This window comes from Achromobacter sp. MFA1 R4 (genome assembly GCF_900156745.1).
GTDB lineage: Bacteria > Pseudomonadota > Gammaproteobacteria > Burkholderiales > Burkholderiaceae_B > Achromobacter.
This window is the reverse complement of sequence record NZ_LT707065.1, coordinates 3000127-3016017: the sequence shown is the minus strand read 5'-3', so window position 1 is coordinate 3016017 and position 15891 is coordinate 3000127. Positions and strand designations below refer to the sequence as shown.

Annotated in this window: 16 protein-coding genes; 9 read left to right on the top strand and 7 right to left on the bottom strand. The window is 69.6% G+C overall.

Annotated features, from left to right (window positions below; all coding sequences use genetic code 11):
• Nucleotides 1-249 precede the first annotated feature (249 nt).
• From hda to BXA00_RS13640, 4 genes are read left to right on the top strand one after another with little or no spacing between them, the layout of a single operon-like run.
• Complete coding sequence (gene hda / locus BXA00_RS13655; RefSeq protein ID WP_076518976.1) at nt 250-951, top strand: DnaA regulatory inactivator Hda; 702 nt, start codon at nt 250-252, stop codon at nt 949-951.
• Nucleotides 948-1646, top strand: coding sequence for an HAD family phosphatase (locus BXA00_RS13650; RefSeq protein WP_076518975.1), 699 nt, complete (start codon nt 948-950; stop codon nt 1644-1646). Before hda ends, BXA00_RS13650 begins: the two co-directional genes overlap by 4 nt.
• Nucleotides 1646-3010 carry a polynucleotide adenylyltransferase PcnB gene (pcnB, locus tag BXA00_RS13645; RefSeq protein ID WP_076518974.1) on the top strand — a complete coding sequence of 455 codons (1365 nt, stop codon included), beginning with the start codon at nt 1646-1648 and terminating at the stop codon, nt 3008-3010. Before BXA00_RS13650 ends, pcnB begins: the two co-directional genes overlap by 1 nt.
• Before the next feature lie 4 nt (nt 3011-3014).
• A complete protein-coding gene (locus tag BXA00_RS13640; protein WP_076518973.1) occupies nt 3015-3503 on the top strand; it encodes a 2-amino-4-hydroxy-6-hydroxymethyldihydropteridine diphosphokinase in 489 nt (162 codons plus the stop codon).
• 52 nt (nt 3504-3555) lie between these two features.
• Here BXA00_RS13640 and BXA00_RS13635 read toward each other — a convergent pair whose 3' ends face one another.
• Genes BXA00_RS13635 through BXA00_RS13620 form a run of 4 tightly spaced genes read right to left on the bottom strand, consistent with a single transcriptional unit; the run spans nt 3556 to nt 7354 of the window.
• Nucleotides 3556-4452, bottom strand: a complete 897-nt coding sequence (locus tag BXA00_RS13635) for a sugar kinase (protein WP_076518972.1) — start codon at nt 4450-4452, stop codon at nt 3556-3558.
• Between the two features lie 51 nt (nt 4453-4503).
• A complete protein-coding gene (locus BXA00_RS13630) occupies nt 4504-5337 on the bottom strand; it encodes a CoA ester lyase (protein ID WP_076518971.1) in 834 nt (277 codons plus the stop codon).
• Entirely contained in the window at nt 5334-6527 is a 1194-nt protein-coding gene (locus BXA00_RS13625) for a CaiB/BaiF CoA-transferase family protein (RefSeq protein WP_076518970.1), read from the bottom strand. Before BXA00_RS13625 ends, BXA00_RS13630 begins: the two co-directional genes overlap by 4 nt.
• Entirely contained in the window at nt 6524-7354 is an 831-nt protein-coding gene (locus tag BXA00_RS13620; protein WP_076518969.1) for a MaoC family dehydratase N-terminal domain-containing protein, read from the bottom strand. The genes BXA00_RS13625 and BXA00_RS13620 overlap by 4 nt, the downstream gene beginning before the upstream one ends.
• Nucleotides 7355-7484: 130 nt before the next feature.
• On the opposite strand from BXA00_RS13620, the gene BXA00_RS13615 reads away from it, so the two are divergent.
• Entirely contained in the window at nt 7485-8378 is an 894-nt protein-coding gene (locus tag BXA00_RS13615; RefSeq protein ID WP_076518968.1) for a LysR family transcriptional regulator, read from the top strand.
• A 12-nt stretch (nt 8379-8390) separates the two neighbouring features.
• Here the strand turns inward: BXA00_RS13615 and paaG are convergent, their stop codons facing one another.
• The 3 genes from paaG to BXA00_RS13600 are packed head-to-tail and all read right to left on the bottom strand — an operon-like array spanning nt 8391 to nt 11535.
• On the bottom strand, nt 8391-9197 hold the full coding sequence (gene paaG / locus BXA00_RS13610; RefSeq protein WP_076518967.1) for a 2-(1,2-epoxy-1,2-dihydrophenyl)acetyl-CoA isomerase PaaG: 807 nt from the start codon (nt 9195-9197) through the stop codon (nt 8391-8393).
• Nucleotides 9194-10306: an acyl-CoA dehydrogenase family protein gene (locus BXA00_RS13605; RefSeq protein WP_076518966.1), complete on the bottom strand. Its 1113-nt coding sequence runs from the start codon at nt 10304-10306 to the stop codon at nt 9194-9196. Before BXA00_RS13605 ends, paaG begins: the two co-directional genes overlap by 4 nt.
• A gap of 38 nt (nt 10307-10344) precedes the next feature.
• Nucleotides 10345-11535: an acyl-CoA dehydrogenase family protein gene (locus tag BXA00_RS13600; RefSeq protein ID WP_076518965.1), complete on the bottom strand. Its 1191-nt coding sequence runs from the start codon at nt 11533-11535 to the stop codon at nt 10345-10347.
• 216 nt (nt 11536-11751) lie between these two features.
• Between BXA00_RS13600 and BXA00_RS13595 the strand changes: the two genes are divergently transcribed.
• The 4 genes from BXA00_RS13595 to BXA00_RS13580 are packed head-to-tail and all read left to right on the top strand — an operon-like array spanning nt 11752 to nt 15889.
• Entirely contained in the window at nt 11752-12156 is a 405-nt protein-coding gene (locus BXA00_RS13595; protein ID WP_076518964.1) for a Zn-ribbon domain-containing OB-fold protein, read from the top strand.
• Nucleotides 12153-13325 (top strand): thiolase, encoded by a 1173-nt coding sequence (locus tag BXA00_RS13590; protein ID WP_076518963.1) that lies wholly within the window; start codon nt 12153-12155, stop codon nt 13323-13325. Before BXA00_RS13595 ends, BXA00_RS13590 begins: the two co-directional genes overlap by 4 nt.
• A 16-nt stretch (nt 13326-13341) precedes the next feature.
• The gene (locus tag BXA00_RS13585; RefSeq protein ID WP_076518962.1) at nt 13342-14859 is read left to right on the top strand and encodes a class I adenylate-forming enzyme family protein; all 1518 of its coding nucleotides are present in this window, start codon (nt 13342-13344) and stop codon (nt 14857-14859) included.
• A gap of 55 nt (nt 14860-14914) precedes the next feature.
• Nucleotides 14915-15889 carry a tripartite tricarboxylate transporter substrate binding protein gene (locus BXA00_RS13580; RefSeq protein ID WP_076518961.1) on the top strand — a complete coding sequence of 325 codons (975 nt, stop codon included), beginning with the start codon at nt 14915-14917 and terminating at the stop codon, nt 15887-15889.
• The last annotated feature ends 2 nt before the right edge of the window (nt 15890-15891 follow it).

The window sequence follows — 15891 nt, the reverse complement described above, 5'->3', positions numbered from 1 at the left end:
GGTTGGCCGGTATTGATTTTGCCAGTTTCTGGCAAGGCAAGCCCCCGGGCGGGTCCGGGCAGCCGTCCGGCAAGCCCCACGGCACAGTCCCCATGGGCCAGGCCGGGGCGCTTTTCGACCCGTGTATCACCGATTTTCTTGGCTTTTCCGGCGCCCCGGCAATGTTTGCCCGGCATGTCGCCCGCGGAAATCCCCTGCCTGGCGGCGCGGATTTCCGGTGGTTCCGAAAAAGCCCGATTGCTAACTCTCATGAACCGCCAGCTTCTGCTCGACGTTCTCCCCGCGCCAGCGCCATCGCTGAACAACTATATCGCCGGCCCCAACGGGGAAGCGGTGGCGGCCGTGCGTGCGCTCAAGCCGGGCCGGGCCCTGTACATCTGGGGCGCCGCCGGCTGCGGCCGCACCCACCTGCTGCGCGCGCTGACCGCGCGCCCCGACGCCGTCTTCATCGACCCCGCCAACGGCGAAAACATGCTGCGCCGCCTGGCCGAGGCCGATTCCAAATCGCCCATGCCCCAGTTCGTGGCGGTCGACGACGTGCACCGCATGGACGACAGCCGCCAGGCCGCGCTGTTCGCGCTGTACAACCGCTGGCGCGAATCCGCGGCCACCGGCCGGGCCTTCGCGCTGGCGCTGTCGGGCGACCGCTCGACGCTGTCGATGCCGCTGCGCGAAGACCTGCGCACGCGCCTGGGCTGGGACCTGGTGTTCCGCCTGGACCCGCTGTCCGACGCCGACAAGCTGGCCGCGCTGTCCGCCCAGGCGGCCGAACGCGGTCTGCACCTGGCGCCCGAAATCATCAACTGGATGCTCACGCACCACGAGCGCGACATCCGCAAGCTGGCGGCGCTGCTCGACGCGCTGGACCGTTATTCGCTGGCCACCGGCCGTCCCATCACCCTGCCCCTGCTGCGCGCCATGCTCGCAGATCCTGATTCACAACGCACATGACCACCCGACGTCTCGCCCTGTTCGACCTGGATCACACCCTGCTGCCGCTCGACAGCGACTACCAATGGGCCGACTATCTGGCGCGCACGGGCCGCGCGGGCGATCCCGTCCAGGCCCGCCGCCTGAATGACGAACTGATGGACCGCTACAACCGCGGCGAACTCACGGCCGAACAGGCCGCCGAGTTCATGCTGGGCCTGCTGGCCGCGCATGCGCCGCATGACCTGGCGGCCTGGCACGAAACCTTCATGGGCGAAGTCATCCGCCCGTCCATCACGCCCGCCGCACGCGACCTCGTGGACGCGCACCTGGAAGCCGGCGATCTCTGCGCGATCGTCACGGCGACCAACAGCTTCGTCACCGCCCCCATCGCCCGCGCCTTCGGCGTGCCCCACCTGGTCGCGACCGACGCCGAGTACCTGCGCGGCCGCTACACGGGCCGCATCCTGGGCACGCCCAGCTTCAAGGAAGGCAAGGTCGTGCGCGTCAACGACTGGCTGGGCGGCATGGGGCTGGGGCTTGCGGATTTCTCCGAATCGTTTTTCTATAGCGATTCGGTCAATGATGTGCCGCTGCTCGAAAAAGTGACCCGTCCGATTGCCGCCAACCCCAGCCCATCCCTGCGCGCCATCGCCCAGGAACGCGGCTGGCAAGTGATCGACCTGTTCGACCACATGGAAGATTCGAAGTCCTAATGATCACTGAAACCATAAAAAAATTCGTCGGCCGACTGTTCGCACCGACACCCAGGGGGCCGCTGCGCATCGGGCGCGACAAGCACGGCATCGACCGGCGCAACGTCTCGCGCCACGCCATCAAGGTGTGCGAAGTGCTGCGCCAGCATGGCTACGAAGCCTACATCGTCGGCGGCGCGGTGCGCGACCTCATCGTCGGCCTGGAGCCCAAGGACTTCGACGTGGCCACCAACGCCACGCCCGAACAGATCCGTCCGCTGTTCCGCCGCGCGCGCATCATCGGCCGCCGCTTCCAGCTCGTGCACGTCGTGTTCGGCCAGGAGATCATCGAGACCTCCACCTTCCGCGCGCCCGCCTCGGAAGACCAGGAAACCGACGAGCACGGCCGCATCCTGCGCGACAACGTGTTCGGATCGCAGGAAGAAGACGCCAAGCGCCGCGACTTCACCATGAACGCGCTGTACTACGACCCGCACAACGAGGAAGTCATCGACTACCACGATGGCGTGGCCGACCTGAAGAAGCGCCAGATCCGCATCATCGGCGACCCCGTCAAGCGTTACCGCGAAGACCCGGTCCGCATGCTGCGCGCGGTGCGCTTTGCCGCCAAGCTCAACGGCACGATCGATCCGGCCACGCGCCAACCGATCAGCACCATGGCGGACCTGATCGAGAACGTCCCGGCCTCGCGCCTGTTCGACGAAATGCTCAAGCTGCTGACCTGCGGCCACGCCATGGATTGCCTGCGCCAGTTGCGGGCCGACGGCCTGCACAACGGCCTGCTGCCGCTGCTGGACGTGGTGCTGGAACAGCCCGGCGGCGAGCATTTCGTGGAACTCGCGCTGGAACGCACCGACGCGCGCGTGCGCGCCGGCAAGACCATCAGCCCCAGCTTCCTCTTTGCCGCGCTGCTGTGGCAGCAGGTCGAGGTGCGCTGGAAGCAGTTGCGCGCCCAGGGCGAGCACACCATCCCGGCGCTGTCGTCGGCCGCGGACTCGGTGCTGGACGAACAGACGGAAAAGCTCGCCATCCAGCGCCGCTTCTCGTCCGACATGCGCGAAATCTGGTTCATGCAGCCGCGCTTCGAGCGCCGCATGGGCAAGACCATCTACCGCATGATCGAGCAGCCGCGCTTTCGCGCCGCCTGCGATTTCCTGCAACTGCGCGCCGCCGCCGGCGAATTCGACAGCGTGCTGGCGCAGTGGTGGATGGACCTGGCCAATGCCGACGACGCGACCCGCGCCGACATGATTGAAGAAGTCTCGCGCCAGCCGCGCGAGGCCGGCGACGCGCCCGCCTCCCCCGCCCGCCGGCGCCGCCGCCCGCGCCGCAGCGGCCCGCGCAGCGCGCCCGCCGCCGAGTAAACCCGTGCCGCAACCGCCTGTCCGCGCGTATGTCGGCCTGGGGGCCAACCTGGGCGACAGCGCGGCCACGCTGCGCCAGGTGCTGGCGCAACTGCAGGCGACGCCCGGCATCCGCACGGTGACGGCCTCGCCGTTCTACCGCAGCGCCCCGGTGGACGCCGCCGGCCCGGACTTCGTCAACGCCGTGGCCGCCGTGGATACCGTGCTTGCGCCGCTGGACCTGCTGGACGTCCTGCAGGCGCTGGAGAACCAGCATGGGCGCCAGCGCCCCTATCGCAACGCCCCCCGCACCCTGGACCTGGACCTGCTGCTGTACGGCGACACGCGGCTGGACCACGAGCGGCTGATCCTGCCGCATCCCCGCCTGCATCTGCGCGCGTTCGTGCTGCTGCCCCTGCGCGACCTCGCGCCCGGCATTCCGGTGCTGGGCAAACCGGTCGACGCCTGGATCGACGCCATCCACGACCAGCCCATCGAACGGATCGCCGGCTGATCGGCCCCCTCCGGCAGCCTGGCCGCGCGCGCGGCGTGCCGGACCCGGGACCTCATCCCTTGGGCGTGAACGCCATCATGGCGCGCTCGACGTCTTCCACCTGCGGCAACCCCGCTTCATTGCCCAGATGCTGGATCTTGTGCGCGGATGCGGCGCGCGCGAACGTGAAGTGTTCGATCCATGGCTGCTCCGGCCGCGTCAGGTAGGACCACACATAGGCGCCGTGAAACACGTCTCCGGCGCCCGAGGTGTCGATGATGCGCGACGCCGGCACGTCCAGCGAGGGCAGCGTGTCCACCCGTCCCGTCTCGTCGTACCAGAGCATCCCGCGCTCGCCCATCGTGACCGCGCCGATGCGGCAGCCGCGCGCCTTGAGCAGGTCCAGCAGCCCCTCGGGCGACAGGCCGAGCTGCTCGCACATGCGCTCGGCGCACACCGCCACGTCGATATACCGCAGCAACGCGTCGGTGTTCTCGCGCATGCCGCCGCCGTCCAGCGAGGTCAGCACGCCGGCCTGACGGCACACGCGCGCGTAATGCAGGGCGGCGTCGGGCTGATGGCCGTCCAGGTGCAGGACGCGGTAGCCGCCGATGTCCAGCCGGGGAAAATCGTTCAGGTAGTCGGCATCGCGCGCGCGCAGGATGGCGCGCTTGCCGTGGTTGGGCATGATGAACGACAGCGAGGACCGGCGCACCTGGCGCGCATGCAGCGTGACCCCGTGCGCGGCGGCCATGTCGGCATACATGTGGCCCAGCCAGTCGGGCGCCAGCGTGCAGATCAGGTCGGGCGGCAATCCCAGCCGCGCGCAGGCGAACGCCGCCGTGACCGCATTGCCGCCAAAGGACACGGCGTAATCCCGCGCCACGCGCTTCTCGTCGCCCGTGGGCCAGTCGTCGGCCAGCACGGTGACGTCGATGTAGGTATGTCCGATGAAAAGCGCCTCGCCCATGGGCCCGCCTTGTCAGGAAGCAGTGTGAGGAGTCCGACCGCGCCGGGCGCGTCAGGCGCGCGCGGGTTCGCCCGCCTGCGCCAGCACCAGCCGGGCCCGCGCGATGACGGGCGCGTCGACCATCTTGCCGTCCAGCATGAACGTGCCCGCGGCCGTGTCGCGATGGGCCGCGACCACGCGCCGCGCCCAGTCGAGCTCCTGTTGCGCCGGCACGAAGGCGGCATGGATGACCGGCACCTGCGTCGGATGGATGCACAGCATGCCGCCGAAACCCATCTGCTGCGCGCGGCCTGCGGCGGCCGCAAGGCCCGCCTGGTCCTGCACGCCGGGAAAGACGCCGTCCAGCGCGGGCGCCAGCCCGGCTGCGCGGGTATGCAGCAACACCTGCACCCGGGCCTGGTCCAGCACCGTTTCCGCGCCCGGGGTGTCGGGCGTGAGGCCCAGGTCCAGGCCGTAATCCAGGCTGCCGAACGCCAGCCGCGCCACGCCCGGCGTCGCGGCGATCTCGCCGGCATTGAGGATGCCCTGCGCGGTTTCAAGAATGGGGATCACCGGACAGCCGGCCTGCGCCGCATGCCGCACCTGCATCATGCCTTCGGCCTTGGGCAGCAGGATGCCGGCCACGTTGGCCCGGCCGCGGCAGGCCTTCAGGTCGTCGTCATGCCAGGAGGTCGATGCGTCGTTGATGCGCACCCAGAGCCGCGCCTGGGGATTGAGGCCCAGGAAATCGCACAGGGCCTCGCGGGCCGACGCCTTGGCCAGATGCTCCACGGCGTCTTCCAGGTCCACGATCACGGCGTCCGCACCGGCGGCCAGCGCCTTGGGGATGCGCTCGGGGCGGGAAGCCGGCACAAACAGCGCGCTACGAACGACGGGATGCATCACACGACCTCCGAGGCATGGAATTGCGCCACCTGTTCCGGCGCGTATCCCAGTGATGCTAGCACCGCATCGGTGTTTTGGCCCACCGCGGGCACCGCCCCCATGTGCGGCGCGAAGGCGTTGCTGCTGGCGGGCGGCAGCAGCGCCGGCAGCACGCCGGCGGGGCTGTCGACCTGGCTCCAGCGCTGGCGCGCCTGCAACTGCGGATGCGCCCACACGCCCGCCATGTCGTTGACGCGGGCATTGGCGATCTGCGCGTCCTCCAGGCGCTGCGTCACCTGTTCGATGGACAGGTCGGCGAACGCGGCAACGATCAGCGCGCGCAGGGCCTCGCGATTGGCCGTGCGCAGCGAGTTCGAGATGAAGCGCGGATCCTCGGCCAGCTCGGCCTGCCGCAGCACCTGGGCGCAGAAGACGCGCCATTCGCGCTCGTTCTGCAGGCCCAGCATGATGGTCGAGCCGCCGCCCACGGGAAACGGTCCGTAGGGATAGATGGACGCATGGGCCGCGCCGGCGCGAACGGGCGGCGCCGCGCCGTCGAAGGCGTAGTACATGGGAAAGCCCATCCATTCGACCATGCTTTCCAGCATAGACACGTCCAGGCGGCTGCCCAGGCCCGTGCGCTGACGCAGCAGCAGGGCATTGAGGATGGCCGAATAGGCGTACATGCCCGCGGCGATGTCCGCGATGGAACAGCCGGCCTTGACCGGATCGTCCTTTGTACCGGTCACCGACAGAAAGCCGCTTTCGCTCTGGATCAGCAGGTCATAGGCCTTCTTGTCCTGGTAGGGACCGCCCTCGCCGTAGCCCGAGATGTCGCAGACGATCAGGCGCGGGTACTTCGCGTGCAGCGCCTCGAACGACAGGCCCAGCCGCGCCGCGGCGCCGGGGGCCAGGTTCTGCACCAGCACGTCGGCCGATTCCAGCAGGCGGCCCATGATGCCGGCGGCCTCGTCGCGCTTGAGGTCCAGCGTCAGGCTTTCCTTGCTGCGGTTGGTCCAGACGAAGTGCGAGGACAGCCCCCGCACGCGTTCGTCGTAGCCGCGGGCGAAGTCGCCGCTGCCCGGGCGTTCGATCTTGATGACGCGCGCGCCCATATCCGCCAGCTGGCGGGTGCAGAAAGGCGCGGCGATGGCGTGTTCCAGGCTGACGACGGTGATGCCGTCCAGCGGTCGGGAGGCCTGCGTGTTCATTCGGTGAACCTCAATTCGGCTTGGTGGGCCAGCGTGCCGTCCTGCTCGGCCCAGAGCTGGGCGACGCCCGGCTCGGACAAGCGGCCGGCAACCTGGAAGGGCGCGGGAGAAATCAGCGGGCGCAAGCCGCGGTACGACAGATGCGTGGGGCGGGCCTGGGGATGGGCGCGCACGAAGGCGGCGACCATCTCGGTGGCGATGAGCGGTCCGTGCACGACCAGGCCGGGATAGCCCTCGACGCCGGTGACGTAGGGATGGTCGTAGTGGATGCGGTGGCCATTGAACGTGACGGCCGAATAGCGGAACAGCAGGACCGGGCTCGGGTTGACGGTATCGCGCCATTCGGCCAGCGGCGCAGGCTCGCTGCCCGCGAGCTTGGGCGGCGCGGGCTGGCGGTACACGATGTCCTGCTCTTCCAGGATGGCCACTTCGCCCGACTGCACGTATTCATGGCGCACCGTGACGAACAGCAGGGAACCGGTGCGGCCCGTCTTTTCCTTGACCTCGGCCACCGTGGACACGCGCTCGGCCGGCACGCCGACCTTGAGCGGCTGGCGGAATTCGACCCGGCCGCCCGCCCACATGCGGTTGCGGTCCTGGGCAGGCGGCAGGAAGCCGCCGCGCGAGGGATGCCCATCCGTCCCCAGCCCATCCATGCCCACCGTGGAAATGAAGAACGCCCATTGCCACAGCGGCGGCAGGTCGTCGCCCTGGCCCGGCACGGGTCCGCCCAGGGTGGCGGCGATGCGCGCGGCGTGGCCGGGATCCATGGCGTCCGCCTTGCGCTCGCCGCTGCCGACCCATGCGGCCGGATCTGTAGAAGTCATGCCGAGTCCCTCTGGTGGAGTTTTCACAGCCTGAAGCATGCCCGCAAGCCGTCGCCCCTGTGAATTCGTTTTTCCTCAAGGCGGGGTTTGCTGCGCCTGAATCGGCCATCCGCGCCGTAATATATGGCCCATGCACTTCGACCTTGCCGATCTCCGCCTGTTCATCCACATCGCCGAATCCCCCAGCCTGACCCAGGCGGCCAAGCGCGCGCACCTGTCCCTGGCCGCGGTCAGCGTGCGAATCAAGGCGCTGGAAAACCAGCTCAACACGCGCCTGCTGTACCGCGACAGCCGCGGCGTGGAAATCACGCCCGCGGGGCAGAAACTGCTGCAGCACGCGCGGGTCATCATGCGCCAGGTGGATCACCTGAAGCACGACTTCCAGGAACAGGCGGACGGCGACGCCGGGCACATCCGCATCTTCGCCAACACCACGGCCGTGACGGAATTCATGCCGGACATCCTGGCGCAATTCCTATCGGGCCATCCCGGCGTCACGGTGGACCTGCAGGAACGCCTGACGCGCGACATCGTGCGCGGCGTGCTGGACGGCACCACCGACCTGGGCATCGTCGCCGGGCCGGTGGACGCGCCCGAACTGCAGACCATCCACTTCAGCACCGACCGGCTGGTCCTGGTGGTGCCCAATGGCCATCCGCTGCAGGACCAGGACAAGGTCAAGCTGGCGGACGCGGTGCGCTATCCGTTCATCACCATGCATGAAGGCTCGACGCTGGTGGCCTTTCTGCGCGACCAGCTCGAACGCATCGGCCAGCGCCTGCCGCAGCGCATCCAGCTCTACAGCTTCGATTCGATCTGCCGGATGGTGCAGGCGGGCGTGGGCATTGGCGTCATTCCGGATTCGGCCGCGCGCCGGTATGGGTCGGAAACCCGGCTGCGCGTGGTGGAACTGGACGAGCCATGGGTGGTGCGCGAACGCAAGCTGCTGGTGCGCGACATCGACGCCCTGCCCGGCTGCGCGCGCGAACTCATCGAACAGATCCAGTCGCCCAGCGCGCCCTGAGTCCGCCGCGCCTCACCGGCCCTTGAAGGCCGGCGGCCGCTTTTCCGCGAAGGCGCGCATGCCTTCCAGGTAGTCGTCGGTGTAGCCCAGCTCTCGCTGCAGGCGGCATTCCAGGTCGAACTGCTGCGCCAGCGTGTTGCCGCTGGACGCCTGCAGCGCCGCCTTGGTGGCCGCGTAGGCGCGGGTGGGGCCGGCGGCCAGCGTATCGGTCACCTGGCCGATCGTGTCCGTCAGCGCCGCGTCGGGAACGACCCGCCAGATGAGGCCCCAGGATTCGGCCTGCGCCGCCGACACCGATTCGCCGAAGAGCGCGGCGCCCATCGCGCGCGCCGAGCCCACCAGCCGGGGCAGGAACCAGGTTCCGCCGGCATCGGGCAAGAGGCCGATCTTGCTGAACGCCTGCACGAAACGCGCCGATTCCACGGCAAAGACCACGTCGCAGGCCAGCACCAGGCTGGCGCCCGCGCCCGCCGCCACGCCGTTCATCACGCACACCACCGGCACCGGCAGGGCGCGCAGCCGGTTGATGAGCGGGCGATAGCATTTTTCCAGCATGAGGCTCAGGTCGCGGCGCGAGCCGTCCTCGGCGGGCTTGCGTTCGCCCAGGTCCTGCCCGGCGCAGAAGCCGCGGCCCGCGCCCGTGATCACCAGGCCGCGCAGGCCCTCGTGGCCTTCCAGCACGTCCAGCGCCCGCGCCAGCTCGCCGTGCATCACCTCGGTGAAGCTGTTCATGCGCTCGGGCCGGTTGAGCGTGATGACGCCTACGCCGCGCTCAAGCGTGAATCGGATCTGTGTGAATTCCGGTGCCGGCGCGCTCATGCGAGTTCCTCCAGGACGGCCAGTTGCTCGGCGCTGTCGCCCATCAACAGGTCCACGACCGTCAGGCGCTTGAAGTAGTCGCCGACTTCCAGTTCGTCCGTCATGCCCATGCCGCCGTGCAATTGCACGGCCAGTTGCGCCACCAGCCGCCCGGCGCGCGCGGCCTCCAGCTTGGCCGATGCGATCATGCGGCGCCGCTGCGCGGCGTCGGGTTCGGTCAGCGCCGCCACCGCCACGTAGGCCATGGACAGCGCCAGCTCTTTGGCCACCAGCATCTCGGCCAGGCGATGCTGCAATGCCTGGAACGCGGCCAGCGGCTGGCCGAACTGCTTGCGGGTTTTCAGATAGTCGACCGTGATCTCCAGCAGGCGCTCCATGGCGCCCGCCGCATGCGCGCACAGCGCGGCCGTGCCCCACTGCAGGGCCTGGGCCAGCGCGTGGTCGGCAGCCTCGCCCTGCGCCAGCAGCGCGTCCCGGGGCACACCCACCGCGTCCAGGTCCAGCCGCGCGCAGCGCGCGCCGTCCAGCGTGGGCGTGTCCGTGACGCGCACCCCGGCGGCATCGGCCGGCACCGCCAGCAGGACGGTCTGGCCGTCGTCGCCGCGCGCGCTGATGAACCAGACATCCGCCGCCGCGCCGTGCCAGACCAGGTGCTTGGCGCCGTCCAGCCGCCAGCCGTCGGCGGTCTGGGCGGCGCGGCAGTCCCGCGGCTCGGCCGCGTAACGGCGTCCGGGCTCCTGCCACGCCACGCTGACGATGGCCTCGCCCGAGGCGATGGCCGGCAGCCACCGCTCGCGCGCCGCGTCGCCGCAGGCGTCGATGAGCGCGCCGCCCATCACGGCGCTGGGAATGACCGGCTCGGACACCAGCCCGCGCCCCAGCACGACGTGCACCGGCAGCAGGCTCGCGGGCACTTCGCCGTAGCCGCCGTGGTCCTGGGAAATGTTCAGCCCCAGCACGCCCAGCTCGGCCAGCGCATGCCAGGCCTGCCGGTCCAGCGCGCCCGCGGCTTGCCGGGCGCGGCGCTGGGGAAAGGTCCATGCCTGGTCCACCAGGCGGCGCAGGCTGTCGGCCAGCATGCGCTGTTCTTCGGTGTAGATGAAATCCATGCGTCGTGTTCCTGTCGGGTTGCGGCGGCGCCTGTGCGCTATACGCCCAGCACCAGCCGGGCGATGATGCCCTTCTGCACTTCGGTCGTGCCGCCGTAGATCGAGGTCTTGCGCATATCGGCGTAGCCCGCGCCCGCCGCCGCGGCCATCTCGGGCCCCGGGCCGTGAAAGTCGGCGTCCGCCCGCAGCCAGTCGGGGTCGTAGGGCCAGGCATCCGGCCCCGCGACCTCCATCTGCAGCATGGCCAGGTCCTGCTGGATTTCCGAGCCGCGGATCTTCAGCACCGAGGCCTCCGGTCCCGGGGTGCCATCGTTGCTGGCGGCCACGCGCAGCAACAGCATTTCCAGCGCCATGATGTCGACCTCGATGCGCGAGATGCGGTCGCGCATGCGGCTGTCCTGCAGCAGCGGCCTGCCGCGCGATTGCGCGCGCGCCGCCATGTCCTTCAGGATGCCCAGCTCGCGGTGGCAGTGGCCCAGGCCCGCGATGCCGGTGCGCTCGTGGCCCAGCAGGTATTTGGCGTAGGTCCAGCCCTGGTTCTCTTCGCCCACGAGGTTGGCCGCCGGCACGCGCACGTCTTCGAGCCAGACTTCGTTGACGTCGTGGCCGCCGTCCAGCGTGCGGATGGGGCGCACGGTGACGCCGGGCGAGCGCATGTCCAGCAGCAGCATCGAGATGCCGCGCTGGGCGCGCGCTTCCGGGTCGGTGCGCACCAGGCAGAACATCCAGTCAGCGTACTGGGCGAGCGTGGTCCAGGTCTTCTGGCCGTTGACGATGTAATCGTCGCCGTCGCGCACGGCCCGCGTCTTCAGCGACGCCAGGTCGGACCCCGAGCCCGGCTCGGAATAGCCCTGGCACCACCAGTCCTCCACGCGGATCATGCGCGGCAGCAGGCGCGCCTTCTGGTCGGCGCTGCCGTATTTCATCAGCACGGGGCCGATCATGGACAGGCCGAACGGCAGCAGCCGCGGCGCGCCGGCCTTGAAGCATTCCACCTCAAAGATCAGGCGCTGCAGCGCGTTCCAGCCCGTGCCGCCGTGCTCGACGGGCCAGTTGGGCGCGCCCCAGCCCTGATCGGCCAGGATGTTGTGCCAGCGCACGTAGTCGTCCCGCTCCAGCCGCTGGTGCCGCAGCACCTTGCCGCGGATGTCGTCCGGCAGCCTGGCGGCGGCGAAGGCCCGCACGTCTTCACGGAATTGGCGCTCTTGCGGCGTCCAGGTCAGGTTCATGGTCCACCTCCTTTGCCCGGTATCTAGCCACGGCCCGCACGGCCGGACAATCTGCCTCTTCCGAAGACCGGCTTCGCGCGGCGTGTAGGGCGCCCGGCCCACTACGGATTGGCAAAAGTCCTGCTTCAGCAATGAAGAATGGCCGAAGCGGGGCCACAGTGCCGACACTAGGGCCTGTTCAGATTCAACCCGTCATCACCGGAAACCCATCGCACCATGACTGCTCCCGATCAGACGGATAGCGTGTCGCAAGGCGTCGAGGCGCAGTACCGCCAGGCGCTCGACGACGGCCGCTTTCTCATCCAGCGCTGCGCCGGCTGCGACCGCGCCGTGTTCTATCCCCGTATGGTCTGCCCCCATTGCGGCGCGGACAAACTCGCCTGGGCAACGCCCGACGGACGCGGCACCGTCTATTCCACCACCGTGGTGCGGCGCAAGCCCGAAGCGGGCGGCGACTACAACGTGGCGCTGATCGACCTGCACGAGGGCGTCAGGCTCATGAGCCGCGTCGACGGCGTGGCGCCGGACGCGGTCCGGATCGGCATGGCGGTGCGCGCGCAGGTGGTCCAGCAGGACGGGCGCGGGCTGGTCGTATTCACCCCCAACAAGGAGGCGCCATGACGCTGAAGGATCTGCGCGGCGCCGTGGCCGTGGCCGGCGTGGGCCATGCCGGCCTGGGACAGGCCACGGGCTACACCGAAATGGAAATCCTGGTCCAGGCCGCGCAGCGCGCCGTGGCGGACGCGGGCCTCACGATGCGCGACATCGACGGCATCTGCACCGCCAGCGTGGCCGCGCCGATGTGGGCCATGCCGGTGATCGAACACCTGGGCATCCGCCCCACCTTCATCGACAGCACCATGCTGGGCGGCTCCAGCTTCGTGGCGCACCTGATGCCCGCGCTGCACGCGCTGGCCTCGGGCCAGTGCAACGCGGTGCTGGTCTGCTATGGCAGCACGCAGCGCACGTCCACGCTGAGCCGCGCCGAGATCGGCCGCGTGCGCAAGCAGTTCGATCCGCAACCTTACGAAACGCCCTACGACCCGCTGAGCCCGCTGTCGTCGTATGCGCTGGCCGCAGCCCGCCACATGCACCAGTACGGCACCCGCCGCGAAGACCTGGCGCGCGTGGCGCTGGCGGCCAACCAATGGGCCCGGCTCAATCCCGAGGCGCAGTTGCGCGAACCCACGACGCTGGAGCAGATCCTGTCCGCGCGCATGGTGTCCGATCCCCTGAGCGTGCGCGACTGCTGCCTGGTCACCGACGGCGCGGGCGCCTACGTGCTGGTGCGCGCCGACCGCGCGCGCGACCTGCCCCGCCCGCCCGTCTATGTGCTGGGCAATGCCACGGCGGTCTGGAACCGGCAGATCTCCTCCATGGAAGACCTGACCGTGACCGCCGCGTCGGAATCGGGCCGCCGCGCGTACGACATGGCCGGCGTGGCCCCCAAGGACATCGACGTGGTGGAGCTCTACGACGCCTTCACCATCAACACGCTGCTGTTCCTGGAGGACCTGGGCTTCTGCGCCAAGGGCGAAAGCAAGGAGTTCATCGCGGACGGCGCCATCGCGCCGGGCGGGCGGCTGCCCGTCAACACCAATGGCGGCGGCCTGTGCTGCGTGCATCCCGGCATGTATGGGGTGTTCATCATGATCGAGGCGGTGCGCCAGTTGCGCGGCGAATGCGGCGAACGGCAGGTCGCGGATGCCCAGCTTGCGCTGGTGCATGGCAATGGCGGTACGCTGTCCAGCCAATCGACCGCCATCCTGGGCACCCAGGCAACCCTCTGATCCGACCGTAACACCCATGCCCCACGCAGAACCGATCACTCGCATCCACCACGTCCTGGCGCTGCAGGCGCGCCGGCAGCCCGACGCCATCTGCCTCTACGAGGAAGGCGGCGGCACGCTCACCTATGGCCAGTTGTGGCGGCGGGCGCAGGACACGGCGGACTGGCTGCGCGCCCAAGGCGTGCAGGCCGGCCACCGCGTGATGATGGTGGGCGAGAACAGCACGGCCATGATCGCCGCGTTGTTCGGCTGCGGCGTGGCGGGTGCGTGGCCGGTGGGCGTGAATGCGCGCCTGTCCGCCCGCGAGATCGACAACATCCGCCAGCACGCGCAACCCGAACTGGTGCTGTACACCAGCGGCGTGTCGCCGGCCGCCGCCGCCCATGCCGCGGACGCCGGCGCCATCGCGGCGGACGCCGCCGCGTGGGGCCCCGGCGTGCGGTTCTGGCGCGCGGCCGTGCCCACGCAGCCGGAAACCGGCGAACTGGCCGGCGAAGTCGCCACGGTGATCTACACGTCCGGCACCACGGGCGCGCCGAAAGGCGTGATGGTGCCGCATCGGGGGCTGGTGCATTTCGCGCGGGTGTCGGCGGCCTCGCGCCGCCTGACGCCCCGGGATATCGGCTACGCGGCGCTGCCCATGTCGCACATCTTCGGCATCGCGACCGTGCTGATGGCCACGCTGCACGCGGGCGCCAGCCTGGTGCTGCGCAGCCGCTTCGATCCGGACGACGTGTTCAAGGCGCTGACGCATCCCGGCGTCAGCATCCTGCAGGGCGTGCCGACCATGTTCAGCCGCCTGATGGCGGCGGCGCCGCCGCGCGCGGACCTGCGCGCCCCCGCCCTGCGCTACCTGTACACCGGCGGCGCGGCGCTCGACCCGACGCAGAAGCGCGACGCCGAACGCTATTTCGGCGTGCCAATGCACCACGGCTACGGGATCACGGAATACGCGGGGTCGATGTTCATCACCGATATCGACGCGCCGCGCGAGGACTGCTCGGCGGGCCACGCGGTGGACGGCGTCGAGCTGCGCATCGGCAGCCCGGACTCGGCGACCGTCCCCGGCGAACGCGGCGACCTCCTGATCCGCGGTCCCGGCGTGATGCTGGGCTATTACCGCAACCCGGAGCAGACCGCGCTGGCGCTGCTGCCCGGCGGCTGGCTCAACACGGGCGACATCGGCTACGTGGACGACAGCGGCGCGCTCTTCATCTCGGGCCGCTCCAAGGACCTGATCATCCGCTCGGGCTTCAACGTCTATCCGATCGAGGTCGAGTCGGTCATCAACGCCTTTCCCGGCGTGCGCCTGTCCGCCGTGGTGGGCCGCGACACCGCCGACCACAACGAAGAGGTCATCGCCTTCGTCGAGGCCCTGCCCGGCGCGACGATCGACACGCACCTGCTGATGCTGCACCTGCGCGCCCAGCTTGCGCCGTACAAGCGGCCGGCGCGGATCATTCCCATCGAGACGATTCCCACCACCGTCAGCGGCAAGATCCTCAAACAACCGCTGAAAGAAAGGCTGGCGTAGGCGCGGACAGGCGTTCCGCTCCACGACCGGCCCCCATGCACAAGGAGACAAGAGCGTGAACATCAAGACCCTCTTCGCCGCGGCCACCGCCGTGGCCGCCCTCGCCGGCACGGCCGCCGTCCAGGCGCAGACCTATCCCGACCGCCCCATCCGCCTGCTCGTGGGCTACGCCCCCGGGGGGCCGGTGGACACGACGGCGCGCGTCTTCGCCAAGTACCTGGGCGACAAGCTGGGACAGTCCGTGGTGGTCGAGAACCGGGCCGGCGCGAGCGGCATGATCGCTTCGGACGCGACCGCGAAGGCGGCGCCGGACGGCTATCTGCTGGGCTTTGCCGCCAGTCCCACGCTGACCATGTCGCCGCAGGTCCAGCGCAGCACGCTGTTCGATCCGCGCAAGGATTTTTCGCTGATCGGGCTGGTCGTGGATTACGCGAATGTGCTGCTGATCGGCCCGCAGATTCCCGCGAAGAGCGTGGGTGAACTGGTGGACTACGCCCGCGCGCATCCGGACGCGGTGTCGTTCGGATCGGCGGGGATCGGCGCGTCGAATCACCTGTCCGCCGAGCTGCTCAAGAAGCAGACCCAGTCGCCGATGCTGCACGTTCCGTACCGCGGCAATTCGCCCGCGATGATGGACGTGGTGAGCGGCAAGGTGACGTTCATGTTCGACATCACCAGCACGGCGATCCCGTTCATCAAGAGCGGCAAGGCGCGCGCGCTGGCGGTGACGTCCAGGACGCGCAATCCTGAATTGCCGGACGTGCCGACCATGGTGGAAGCGGGCATGAAAGACTACGAGGTCGTCGGCTGGTACGCGCTGGTCGGCCCGAAGAAGCTGCCCGACGCGGTCACGACACGCCTCACGCGCGCGCTGGCCGAGGTTTCCAAGGACCCCGCGTTCCGCCAGGCCATGACCGAGGGCGGTTACGCGATCAACACAGGCGATTCCGCCGCCTTGCAGGCCCGCATCGACCGCGAGTACGCGCTGTGGTCCGACGTCATCCAGACCGCCAATATCCAGGCCAACTGACC

Coding starts and splice junctions, on each gene's coding strand:
- hda (WP_076518976.1), top strand. CDS start 250: ATGAACCGCCAGCTTCTGCTCGACGTTCTCCCCGCGCCAGCGCCATCG.
- BXA00_RS13650 (WP_076518975.1), top strand. CDS start 948: ATGACCACCCGACGTCTCGCCCTGTTCGACCTGGATCACACCCTGCTG.
- pcnB (WP_076518974.1), top strand. CDS start 1,646: ATGATCACTGAAACCATAAAAAAATTCGTCGGCCGACTGTTCGCACCG.
- BXA00_RS13635 (WP_076518972.1), bottom strand. CDS start 4,452: ATGGGCGAGGCGCTTTTCATCGGACATACCTACATCGACGTCACCGTG.
- BXA00_RS13625 (WP_076518970.1), bottom strand. CDS start 6,527: ATGAACACGCAGGCCTCCCGACCGCTGGACGGCATCACCGTCGTCAGC.
- BXA00_RS13620 (WP_076518969.1), bottom strand. CDS start 7,354: ATGACTTCTACAGATCCGGCCGCATGGGTCGGCAGCGGCGAGCGCAAG.
- BXA00_RS13615 (WP_076518968.1), top strand. CDS start 7,485: ATGCACTTCGACCTTGCCGATCTCCGCCTGTTCATCCACATCGCCGAA.
- paaG (WP_076518967.1), bottom strand. CDS start 9,197: ATGAGCGCGCCGGCACCGGAATTCACACAGATCCGATTCACGCTTGAG.
- BXA00_RS13605 (WP_076518966.1), bottom strand. CDS start 10,306: ATGGATTTCATCTACACCGAAGAACAGCGCATGCTGGCCGACAGCCTG.
- BXA00_RS13600 (WP_076518965.1), bottom strand. CDS start 11,535: ATGAACCTGACCTGGACGCCGCAAGAGCGCCAATTCCGTGAAGACGTG.
- BXA00_RS13595 (WP_076518964.1), top strand. CDS start 11,752: ATGACTGCTCCCGATCAGACGGATAGCGTGTCGCAAGGCGTCGAGGCG.
- BXA00_RS13590 (WP_076518963.1), top strand. CDS start 12,153: ATGACGCTGAAGGATCTGCGCGGCGCCGTGGCCGTGGCCGGCGTGGGC.
- BXA00_RS13585 (WP_076518962.1), top strand. CDS start 13,342: ATGCCCCACGCAGAACCGATCACTCGCATCCACCACGTCCTGGCGCTG.